The 12,211-nt window shown below is 38.3% G+C and carries 8 protein-coding genes; 2 read left to right on the top strand and 6 right to left on the bottom strand.

All coding sequences use genetic code 11. The features are described 5' to 3' along the window. Positions 1 to 26: 26 nt before the first annotated feature. The 4 genes from IPP61_06720 to IPP61_06705 all read right to left on the bottom strand — a co-directional run bounded on the left by IPP61_06720 (position 27) and on the right by IPP61_06705 (position 3,726). On the bottom strand, positions 27 to 968 hold the full coding sequence (locus tag IPP61_06720; GenBank protein MBL0324859.1) for a M20/M25/M40 family metallo-hydrolase: 942 nt from the start codon (positions 966 to 968) through the stop codon (positions 27 to 29). A gap of 102 nt (positions 969 to 1,070) precedes the next feature. Beyond that, on the bottom strand, positions 1,071 to 2,558 hold the full coding sequence (locus IPP61_06715) for a hypothetical protein (protein ID MBL0324858.1): 1,488 nt from the start codon (positions 2,556 to 2,558) through the stop codon (positions 1,071 to 1,073). A gap of 229 nt (positions 2,559 to 2,787) precedes the next feature. Next, positions 2,788 to 3,321, bottom strand: a complete 534-nt coding sequence (locus IPP61_06710) for a hypothetical protein (GenBank protein MBL0324857.1) — start codon at positions 3,319 to 3,321, stop codon at positions 2,788 to 2,790. An 87-nt stretch (positions 3,322 to 3,408) separates the two neighbouring features. Beyond that, positions 3,409 to 3,726, bottom strand: a complete 318-nt coding sequence (locus IPP61_06705) for a DUF3467 domain-containing protein (GenBank protein ID MBL0324856.1) — start codon at positions 3,724 to 3,726, stop codon at positions 3,409 to 3,411. A gap of 313 nt (positions 3,727 to 4,039) precedes the next feature. Here IPP61_06705 and fusA point away from each other — a divergent pair, with 313 nt between their 5' ends. Continuing rightward, a complete protein-coding gene (gene fusA / locus IPP61_06700; GenBank protein MBL0324855.1) occupies positions 4,040 to 6,151 on the top strand; it encodes an elongation factor G in 2,112 nt (703 codons plus the stop codon). A gap of 191 nt (positions 6,152 to 6,342) precedes the next feature. Here the strand turns inward: fusA and uvrA are convergent, their stop codons facing one another. After that, positions 6,343 to 9,198: an excinuclease ABC subunit UvrA gene (uvrA, locus tag IPP61_06695; protein MBL0324854.1), complete on the bottom strand. Its 2,856-nt coding sequence runs from the start codon at positions 9,196 to 9,198 to the stop codon at positions 6,343 to 6,345. Between the two features lie 300 nt (positions 9,199 to 9,498). Beyond that, the gene (locus IPP61_06690) at positions 9,499 to 11,124 is read right to left on the bottom strand and encodes a hypothetical protein (protein MBL0324853.1); all 1,626 of its coding nucleotides are present in this window, start codon (positions 11,122 to 11,124) and stop codon (positions 9,499 to 9,501) included. A 124-nt stretch (positions 11,125 to 11,248) separates the two neighbouring features. Here IPP61_06690 and IPP61_06685 point away from each other — a divergent pair, with 124 nt between their 5' ends. Further along, entirely contained in the window at positions 11,249 to 12,091 is an 843-nt protein-coding gene (locus IPP61_06685) for a 1,4-dihydroxy-2-naphthoyl-CoA synthase (protein ID MBL0324852.1), read from the top strand. The last annotated feature ends 120 nt before the right edge of the window (positions 12,092 to 12,211 follow it).

Here is a 12,211-nt window from a genome sequence, read left to right as displayed (position 1 = left end):
TATAATAATATGATAAAACTATTTTATCACTTTTTATCTGTACTTCTGAAATTCATTTTTCCGACATCAAAACTGCGGACAATTATTTCTTTTTCCAGTTCCAAAATACCTTTCAAAGATTCATAGTCCACTTTATTAGCATCGTCGGTGGGTTTGTGGTAATCTTCGTGCCCTCCCGTATGGAAAAACAGCACAGGAATGTCTTTTTCATAAAATGAAGTTTGGTCTGAGCCTCCCCGACCTTCATATCCCGTGTAATATTTCACATGATTTTCTTTGTTTATGCCCGAAAATATGGATTCAAATTGGGGCGAACTTCCATAACCAATAATTGCCACTCCACTTTCTTTGTTAAGCCGGCCAATCATATCCATATTGAGCATAAAATGTACTTTGGAAAGGTCAGTGGTAGGATGAGCCACAAAATATCTGGAGCCCACCAATCCCAACTCTTCGGCTCCAAATGAGATAAAGAGAAAATTAAAAGGTTCTTTTTCAATATTTTGTGTAAAATGTCTGGCCAATTCCAGTAAACCGGCTACTCCTGAGGCGTTGTCGTCGGCACCATTATGGATTTTACCATAGGCCGTGGAATCTTTCAGACTTCCTTGTTTGCCTTCACCTATATGGTCATAATGTGCCCCTATAACGATTGTATTTTGGCTACCATTGTCCAGAAAACCAATCACATTTCGGGAGTCACGTATGCTGTCAGGCACCACTACTTTTCTCACTTTGGCTTTGAAGTTTTGATAATAGCCATCGGTTCCAAGTGGTTTCAAACCATATTTTTTAAATTCCTTCTTCACATATTCTGAGGCCTTCATGGCTTGTTTGCTCCCTGTACCACGTCCTTTCATTTTGTCATCGGCCAGATAAAAGATGTGTTTTTTGAGGACTTTGATTTCTTGAGAATATGAGCCAAAAAATATCGTAAAAACCAGAAAAATAGAGAATAAATATTTCATTTAATAAGTGATAAAAATCGATGATACAAATGTAAATGTTATAATGCAAAAAGGTGGAGCATTATTTACTCCACCTCAAAAAATTAAATTATAAAACCAATTTTAACCAAAAACCAATGAAGCCGATTTTGTTATCACCGTGCCATCGGCGGTAGTGACGGTTACGGTTATTTCGTCTCTTACACCCTTATCTGCACCAGGAATCGCCAGACTAAAATTGCCGGAAGATTGTGACACATCACTTACGGTAAAAGTTTCAGAATCTGAATAACCGTCGCTACCTGCCATGCTGATGGTTACTGTGCTTCCCACTGGCAGGCAATAAACACCTGCAGTTATTGTATAGTCCTGACCTTCTGAAGGCGATGATGGCGACAGCTCAAGGTATTTGACCATTGGCTTTGCATTTTCAGACATTTCAGCTTTCAAGTTGGAAGGAACACCATCAGCAACATTAAATCCAACTATTTTAGTACCACTTGAAACACCTTCGGTAAATACTTTAAAGTAAACATGCATCCTTATTCCGCCTGTTAATTTGAAGTAATCCAAAAACTTCAATTCCAACATTTTATCCAAAACGGAGGCGGTTTCAGGTGGGCCTGACGCACCCAAAGTGGCACAATAAACAGCCATAGCAGATGTGATCCCCGTACAAGCAGCCCCAACTGTAGGTGCAACAGTAACACCAACTCCTGTCAAAGCCAGTTTCCCGGAAATATATGCACATGCACTAGTAGTAAGTAATATTTGTTCAGACACTCCACCTACAAGCCCAGCTGCATCACAATATTTTGAAAGAACTTTTGCAAGTGCTTCTGCTGTTTTTTGCGGATCTAATTCGGGGGCCAATCCCGATGGAACAGTTATGGTATATTTTCCTTTTCCAACCCAGACCGCGTTGAGTTCTTTCAGTACCGTAATTCCAGCCTGATCTACTATATTTACCCTTAGTACATCATAATTTGAAAGTGCACCACAAGAAGTGACGGTCAAATTATGCACCGTCCCATCCTCATAAACTTTTGCTGATTTGTTAAGTAAAGGTTTTTCTACCGGGCTTTCAATCGGTGAAAACCTTATTTTCGAATTAACCCCTGCATTACTTCTGATTTTTGCGGTAGTATTAATTTTTATGCTTTTGGGCTGAATTTCTGCCAAATCAATCTCTGTATCAATTTGGTTTTTGCCGTCGTTACAAATGATATTTAATGCTACCTTATTGTTTCCCAGCCATTTATAATTAAAGACAGTACCGTTGTCAGCTACTGCGGTAGTTAGTTTGCCGTCATTATTATAGAAAAAAGAATAATCCTCCCCTTTTGAGTCTTTAATATTGATTTGTTTAATTTTTGAAGGTAAGCCATTGGCATCTCTTACTCCAAAAACACTTACCTCTTCGTCTTTATCCGTAATGAGCTTAACAAACTGAGGGTCCGTAGGATTTGTACTAATAAATGAACCTTCTTTTACATCTTTATTTGATTTTTTGTTGAGAAAACCAAAAAGATTGCAACTGGTAAAAAGTAGAACAGAACCTAGTAAAACTAAAGCATAAAGAATAATTTTAGATAATTTGGCCGTTTTCATTTCAAAAACTTTAAAGTTTGAAAATGTCATTTATTTATCCAATCCCGGGCAAAATCTCCGACTAAATATTATTAATTATTTATCACTATTCTACTGATTTATATACAAGTGAATATATGATTTATTGCAGGTTTTTAGAGGATTAAGGAGTTTTGGAAGAAGGTTTTTGTGGAAAGAAAAAGGATTGTTATGAAACAAAGGACGGTTTTCATTTTTTAATTGTTACGAACTATTTTAACTTATATATTTTATTAAAGTCAATAGTATCTTTTTGAGGTAATAATATTAGTATGTTGCTATTTGGGTTAAAACTAAAAGTTTTTATTTCAGAATCCGAACCGAAATAAAATATTTTCTTTTCAAAGATTAAAAATCTATCTTCTACTAATTGATAGCTCCCTGCCGTCCCCATAAATCCCCGATATGGTATTTGAATTTTAAAGTTATCATTTGAAGATTGGGTTCTAGGTCCAATAATTGGCAATAACATTAATGCTAAAATCCCTGACAAAAAAACCCCTCCAATTGCAACGATAATAGCAGAAACCAAAAAATATCCAATACTTGCCCACCCAAAAGATTTTGTGATATCAATCGAAGTTTTTTTACCTGAATAAACAAAAGCAGCAATAAATGAACTTAAAAATAAAATGAAGGTAATTCTTATAAACCAAAAGTTAAACCGCCAACCATAAACTTCAAACAAGGAAAAGAATAAAAATGCCAGAAAAGAGTAGATGGATATTTTAAATGATTTTTTCATTAAAAAGTTGCTTTGTTTATTAATTAAAAAATGCCACAAATTCACAAATTGAGTTTCATGAATCCATGGCAAATAATTTAGAATCTCTTAAGCCTCACCCATAGGCCCGCCAAAATTCATTGGAAAGGGAATAGGGTCGTTGGACTGGCGTATTTCACCAAAATTGGCCTCGTATTTTCTGATATTATCTTGCAGAGCCAACAATAACCTTTGGGCATGCTCGGGTGTCAAGATTACCCTTGACTTCACCTTAGCTTTGGGTACTCCCGGCATCAAACGGATAAAATCCAGCACAAACTCTGAATTGGAGTGGGCAATCATGGCCAGATTGGCATAAACTCCCTCGGCCATTTCTTCAGAAAGTTCTATATTGATTTGATTTTCTTCTTCTTCTGATTCCTTCATAATGGATGGTCTTAAATATTTGGTAAAACTATAAAATGTTTAATGATTAACGAAAAAATATTTACAATTCTTATTCCATGGAAACCACTAAAACTCCATATTTTCAAATATTTAGGCTTAAAAACAAGGTTGGTTCACCAGAAAAATAGAAGCAAATCGTATTTATATCCAATATTTTACAATTTCTTAAACTATTAAGCCCCAATCTGTTTCGTTTTATGCATTTTTTTTATAATTTTGCAGCCCGAAACAAAAAGTCAATAAATTTCGAATAAAACTGAATAAAAGCAATTCAGAAAAAAACAATTAAAAAATGGCTCGCGATTTAAAATTTACAAGAAACATTGGTATTGCCGCCCACATTGATGCCGGTAAAACCACAACCACTGAGCGTATCCTTTACTACTCTGGTGTGAACCATAAAATAGGTGAGGTACACGATGGAGGAGCTACCATGGACTGGATGGAGCAGGAGCAGGAAAGAGGTATCACTATTACTTCGGCTGCTACTACCGTAAACTGGAAATACAGAGACAATAACTACCACATCAACATCATTGATACTCCGGGTCACGTGGACTTTACTGTAGAGGTAAACCGTTCTTTGAGAGTATTGGACGGTCTGGTATTCCTTTTCAGTGCTGTTGACGGTGTAGAGCCACAATCAGAGACTAACTGGCGTTTGGCCAATAACTATAATGTTGCTCGTTTGGGCTTCGTAAATAAAATGGATCGCTCTGGTGCCGACTTCCTTAACGTGTGCAAGCAGGTGAAAGAAATGTTGGGCTCAAATGCAGTGCCATTGCAGTTACCAATTGGTGCAGAAGAAAACTTCAAAGGGGTAGTTGACTTGATTAACAACCGCGGAATGGTTTGGAACGAAGCAGACAAAGGAATGACTTTTACCGAAGTGCCAATTCCTGACGATATGATAGAAGAAGTTGCAGAGTGGAGAGAAAAATTACTTGAAGCAGTAGCTGATTACGATGATACTTTGATGGAGAAATACTTCGAAGATCCAAACTCAATTACTGAAGATGAAATCCTTGCTGCTCTTCGTGCTGCTGTTATTGATATGAAAATCGTACCAATGTTGTGCGGTTCTTCTTTCAAAAACAAAGGGGTACAGACTATGCTTGACCTTGTGATGGCTCTATTGCCTTCACCGCTTGACAGAGACGGTATCAAAGGTACCAACCCTGATACCGGTGCTGAAATCATTCGTCAACCAGATTCTAAAGAGCCATTTGCCGCACTTGCTTTTAAAATTGCAACTGACCCTTACGTTGGTCGTCTTTGTTTTGTAAGATCTTATTCAGGAACACTTCCTTCCGGATCTTATGTATTGAACAACCGTTCGGGTAATAAAGAGCGTATTTCTCGTATCTTCCAGATGCACGCCAACAAGCAAAATCAAATCGACGTACTTGAAGCCGGTGACATCGCCGCTGTTGTAGGTTTTAAAGATATCAAAACAGGAGATACCCTTTCTGATGAAAAGAATCCAATTGTATTGGAATCTATGGTATTCCCGGATCCGGTAATTGGTTATGCCATTGAGCCTAAGAAAACTGCCGATCAGGACAACTTCTCTAAGGCTATCGGTAAACTTATCGAAGAAGATCCTACCCTTACAGTTGAAACTAATGAAGAAACGGGTCAAACTATCATGAGAGGTATGGGTGAGCTTCACCTTGAAATTATCATTGATCGTATGCGTCGTGAATTCAAAGTGGAAGTTAACCAGGGTGCTCCTCAGGTGGCTTACAAAGAGACTTTCACCAAGAATGTTGAACACCGTGAAGTTTACAAAAAACAATCAGGTGGTAAAGGTAAATTCGCTGATATCGTATTTGAATTTGGTCCAAGAGACGACGATGAGGAAGGAAAAGAGAAAAAAGTTGGTTTGCAGTTTGTAAACAATATCGTGGGTGGTGTTATTCCTCGTGAATTTATCCCGGCCATCGAAAAAGGTTTCAAAGAGGCTATGAAAAACGGACCTTTGGCTGGCTTCCCTGTTGACTCATTCAAAGTGAGATTGTATCATGGTTCCTTCCACGATGTCGATTCAGATTCATTGTCATTTGAATTGGCCGCTCGTATGGGCTTCCGTGAAGCCGGTAAATTGGCCGGAGCAAAATTACTTGAACCAATCATGGCTCTTGAGGTATTGACTCCAGACGAATACACCGGACCTATTACAGGTGACCTTAACCGTCGTAGAGGTATGATGAAAGGTATGGATACCAAAGCCGGTTCACAAGTAATCAAAGCTGACGTGCCTTTGTCAGAGATGTTTGGTTATGTGACTGACCTTCGTACTATGTCTTCAGGACGTGCTACGGCAAACTTAACATTCTCTCACTATGATTTTGTTCCAAACAACATAGCTGAAGAGGTGATTAAGAAAGAAAAAGGATCGTAAGTGTTTCTATATAGATTGTTATTAAGAGCAGCTCTCCGGCAACGGGGGGCTGTTTTTTTTATATGGAATAGGAAAAACTAACTCTTTTAAGATTTGTCAGTTCAAACAATTTTTTAGTTAATAAAAATTAAAATGATGACCTAATGATTAAATTTTCAACAAGTCATTAGGAAACCATCGCTGATTTTCATTTATCCTTTCATACTCAATTCCTTTTTCAAAAAGTAACCTGTATAGCTGGCTTTCACTTTGGCTACTTCTTCGGGGGTGCCTTCGGCTACCATATTTCCACCTTTGTTTCCTCCTTCGGGTCCCATGTCGATTACGTGGTCAGAAACCTTGATAACATCGAGATTGTGCTCAATAATCAAAATGGAATTACCTTTATCCGCAAGTTTCTGGAGTACATCGAGCAGTTTTTTGATATCCTGAAAATGCAGTCCGGTGGTAGGTTCATCCAGGATATAAAGCGTTTTTCCGGTGTCTTTTTTGGATAATTCCTCCGAAAGTTTTACCCGCTGGGCCTCTCCGCCAGAAAGCGTGGTGGCATGCTGCCCCAGGGTGATATATCCCAAGCCTACGTCGTTCAGAATCTGTACCTTACGGTTGATTTTTGGATGTGCCTCAAAAAACGGAATGGCTTCTTCCACGGTCATGTCCAGCACATCGGCAATCGATTTACCTTTATATCTTACCTCCAGGGTTTCACGGTTAAAGCGTTTTCCTTTACAGGTTTCACACTCTACATGCACGTCAGGCAGGAAGTCCATCTCTATTTTCTTCATACCCGCTCCTTCGCAGGTTTCGCAGCGACCGCCTTTAACGTTAAACGAAAAACGGCCGGGTTTATAACCTCTGATTTTGGATTCGGGGAGTTCAGAAAACAAGGTTCTTATATCAGAAAACATACCGGTATAAGTGGCAGGGTTGCTCCTTGGTGTACGGCCAATCGGGCTTTGGTCCACCTCGATCACTTTGTCGATATGCTCCAGACCTTCTACTTTTTTAAAAGGTAATGGTTCTTTTTTGGCTCTGAAAAAATGATGGTTTAAAATTGGAAACAGCGTTTCATGAATCAGGGATGATTTCCCGCTTCCACTCACGCCCGTTACGCACACGATTTTGCCCAATGGCAGTTTCATATTTACGTTTTTCAGGTTGTGGCCGGTTGCTCCCTTGATAGTCAAATGGTTACCATTACCAGCTCTTCTTTTTTTCGGAATCTCTATTTGTACCCTATCGCTCAAATAATCAGCAGTAATGCCTCCTTTTGCAATAAATTCGGCGGGCGATCCATGACTTACCACCCTGCCGCCATGCCTACCTGCACCAGGGCCAATATCAAGAATATAATCTGACTCCAGCATCATGTCTTTATCGTGCTCAACTACCAGTACAGTATTGCCCAGATCACGCAGATCTTTCAATGCCTGTATGAGCTTCACGTTGTCGCGTTGATGTAAACCTATACTCGGCTCATCCATGATGTAAAGCACTCCCACCAGCTGGGTACCGATCTGAGTGGCCAGACGAATACGTTGGGCTTCTCCCCCTGATAGCGTTCTGAGAGGACGGTTAAGCGTCAAATAATCCAGGCCTATTCCAAACAAAAATCCCAGACGTTTTCTTATTTCCTTCAGGATTTCGGCAGCAATTTGATTTTGCTTTTCATTAAGTCTGATTTCGATGTTTTCAAACCAGGCGGAAAGGTCTGCGATATCCATATCAGACAATTCGGCTATGTTTCTATTGTCAATTTTGAAATGCAGAGATTCTTTTCTGAGGCGTTGTCCGTTACACTCAGGGCAGGTTTTTATGAGCATAAAATCCTTGAGCCAATCCTGAATCTTGTCAGAGTCAGAATCCTGCTGGCGTTTCAGGAAATTCATGATACCCTCAAAACTAGTGTTCCACTCCGTCCCCGGGTATTTTTTGGAAGGCACCGCCACGGGGTCTTCAGAGCCGTAAAGTAGTATTTTCAGTGCTTCTTCAGGTATTTTTTCGATAGGAACACTGATAGAGGACTTATATTTTTTCAGAATAATCTCAATCTGCTTAAAAATCCAGAGGTCACGGTATTCGCCTAGCGGAGCTATTCCCCCACGGGTTATCGAAAGGCTTTTGTCGGGAATAATAGAATCTTCAGTGATTTCTTCAATGGTACCCATGCCGTTACAGCTAGGACATGCACCATAAGGCGAGTTAAACGAGAAGGAGTTGGGCGAAGGGTCTTCGTAGCTGATTCCGGCCTCGGGGTCGGTCAGGTTTTGAGACAAGTATTGTACGTTTCCTTTTTCATCAAGCAATAAAACCGAACCTTTGCCTAATTTTAAAGCCGTACCCACCGACTGACTTATACGATAGCGATCCTCTGCTTTGGGTATAACCCTGTCCACCACAATTTCAATGTCGTGGATTTTGTATCGGTCAAGCTGCATTTTAGGACTCACGTCGAGTACCTCACTGTCAACCCTGACTTTCTGATAACCCATTTTGGCTATTTGCACAAAAAGTTCGCGGTAATGTCCCTTGCGACCTTTTACCAATGGTGCCAAAATGCTCACTTTTTTGCCGTCAAACTGCTCAAAAATCTGTTCAATGATCTGATCCTGAGTTTGTTTGACCATCGGTTTACCGGTCACGTAGCTATAGGCTATACCTACTTTTGCGAAAAGCAAACGAAGGAAATCGTAAATCTCAGTAGTAGTGCCTACGGTGGAGCGGGGGTTTTTGGAAGTAGTCTTTTGCTCGATGCTGATTACGGGCGAAAGGCCGTTGATTTTGTCCACATCGGGTCGTTCCATGTCGCCGATAAAACTACGGGCATAGGAACTGAAGCTTTCCATATAGCGACGCTGACCTTCGGCATAGATGGTGTCAAATGCCAGTGACGATTTACCGCTACCGCTAATGCCGGTTATAACCACCAGTTTGTTGCGGGGAATCACGGCATCGATATTTTTGAGGTTGTGCTCCCGGGCACCGAAAACCTCTATTTGTTCATGTCCTGTAAGCTCTACGTCGTTGAGTTTTTTGTCTATCGCCACCGTTTTTTCGGAAAAAAATGTAAGAACCTCAAATTTAACTCAAAAAATGCCAGCGTGTTTTTTTTGTGAAAAAATAATGAAGAAAATGCTAAGGAAATTGGAACATCAAATACTTTTTCTTAAAAGTTAATGCTTCTATTTTTTTATTTATTTAAAAACCAAAACCAAGTAGCAATTTTAATCACAAAATAGACGATAAAATCTAGAACTTTTTAAAGTCCTATTTTTAATCTCAACCTATGTCAAGGTTCACATATATATTTTAGTGACTACCTTGAGACACCAAAATAATTTTAAAAACTACAGCTCTATACTATTCAAACCGTAAACTTCTGCACTTTGGGGGTCAAATCCTTCAAAAAAGTCAAAATAATAGGTGTGACTTAGGTAATTGTATTTTTTGGGATTTCCAGATATTTTCTGACGAAGCGACTTAATGGGAGGCATTAAAAAATAAATGCCATGTTTTCCATTTTTTAAGGTAAATTTTATAATATAATAATTATACCTGGGGAAACTTCCATTTACGGTGATTCTTTGTAAAGGAATTTCCATTTTTGCCCAATCCCCACGATTTAAAGGATCATCCAGTTTTTCCGATAAATTTATATCTTTAAATTCCAATTTTTGAGAATCATCAAGTAATTTCTGAATCTTATTTCTGCTATCATAAAAATCAAAAATCCCATTTTGTTTTAGTTCCAGGGCATGTTGATTGGTGGTTAAATATCTAATAGCAAAATCTTGTTTTAAGCTACCTTCTCCAATATTATATGTATCAGTGATTTGGGTTAATTGTTGGCCTTCAAGGAGAAATATTCCTTTATAAACTCCTGCAGCAAAAATCAAGACGCTTGTTACGACAATTAATCCATTAATAAATTTGGATTTAAATTTTTCGTAAAAAATTGAAAACGCGATAAGTATAATTGTAACGCCGTAAATTTTATATCGTGACTCAAAGATGCTGCTATACCCCGGAAGCCAATAATTATATCTTAGAGTCACTATTGCCGCTAAAGATAGGGCTGAAAATAAAAAAAGTAAGCTTTTAAAATTGACAAAATCAGGTCTTTTGATAAATAAATAGTAGGCGGTAAAAGAAAAGAAACCAAAACCCAAAATCGCAGAAATTATTTGAAAAATGAAAGAATGATTGAGGTTAAAAATGCCTCCCAAACTCATAAAAAATGCAATTACTAATTCATAATTATATCTTTTTATATTTTCAAATAAACTGATAGATTTACCTTCATCACTTAGAAAATAAAAAATAATTATCTGGGCTGAAAATAAGATTAATGAAATCCATAATGCCCTTTTTTCCTTTTTAATGCCCAAATAAATGATAACTAGACCATTTGCAATAAAACCATTAATACTTCCTGTTGGAGCCAGAAAAAAAACAACAAAAAACAAAAATTTCCAATAAATCGAGGAGTTTTTGTATAAAGTTGAGGCATATAAAACAAATACCGAAAGTCCGAATGTCGCCATTTGGTAGGTAGCAACATCAGTTCTGAAAAATAATTCATATAACAATAGGTTTAAAATCCAAAGCCCAAAAATTAGCCTGAAAGTTTTAGATTTTGACAAACCTCGAAAATATATCCACCAAACAATAACTATAAATACCCAACAGAATATCAAAATATGCTGGAAGTTTATTTCACCATCAATATAAGTTTGAAGAACTGACAAGGTCCTCATAAATATTGGATGACTCTCATTATCAGGTATTAAAATTGTTTGAAGTTTTGCTAAAAAAGTATCAGCTTTAAAATAATATTTTTGAAAACCAATAAATACCCTGTGGTCATCCCTTACGGGCAGGTTTAAAGAATATTTATAGAAAAAAAACACCAAGGTTAGCCAGGGAAATAATATACCAAGTCTGTAAAAAATCGGACCAATTTTTTTTTGCATAATTATTGAGAATTATATAATCATTAGATTTTTTGTTGTGTCATAATACAATTAGCTTGCAATTTAAAGGGTTTCGTTTAAAATTCTTATCGGTTTATTATAGTTTTGTAAAAAAACCGAATCAATGTCAAATATCGCCTGGGAAACCGCCAAAGTTTACGAAGACATCACCTATAAAAAATATATGGGCGTTGCACGTATCGCCTTCAACAGACCTGAAATCAGAAATGCCTTCCGACCTAAGACCACTTTTGAGCTACTTGATGCTTTCGACGACGCCACTCATGACCCCAAAATAGGTGTTGTATTACTTTCTGGTGAGGGCCCTTCACCCAAAGATGGCGGCTGGGCATTTTGTTCCGGTGGCGACCAAAATGCCAGAAAAAAAGGAGGCTATCGTGCTGAAGATGGTCGCGACAGGCTTAATATTTTGGAAGTTCAACGACAAATTCGGTTTATGACCAAACCGGTGATTGCAGTAGTGACCGGCTGGGCTGTTGGAGGGGGCCATAGTCTTCATGTGGTGTGTGACTTATCGCTAGCTAGTAAAGAACATGCTGTTTTTAAACAGACTGATGCCAACGTTGCAAGTTATGATGCAGGATATGGTTCTGCATATTTGGCTCGTCAAATAGGGCAAAAGCGTGCAAGAGAAATATTCTTTTTGGGCAGAAACTACTCAGCTCAGGAAGCTTTCGAGATGGGTATGGTCAATGCTGTTGTGCCTCATTCCGAGCTAGAAGAAACCGCATTTCAGTGGGCACAGGAGATTTTACAGAAAAGCCCAATGGCTATCAGAATGCTCAAGTTTGCTTTCAATCTCATTGATGATGGATTGGTGGGTCAACAAATTTTTGCCGGTGAGGCCACCCGACTAGGTTATATGACTGAAGAAGCAGAAGAGGGCCGCAATGCCTTCCTCGAAAAACGACCACCCAACTGGGATAAGTTTGAGAGGTATTCGTAAGGTTTAAACCACTTGTTTTAAGTTTAGTAGAACCTAAAAAATAAAACTTGGACTCTTCAAAATGTTTCACACACTTTTCTCTAGGTCATATTATTTTTTTGTTGTTTAAATTAAAAAAAA

The organism is Cytophagaceae bacterium, assembly GCA_016722655.1.
Taxonomy (GTDB): Bacteria; Bacteroidota; Bacteroidia; order Cytophagales; family Spirosomataceae; genus Leadbetterella.
This window is presented reverse-complemented; position numbering and strand designations above follow the sequence as displayed.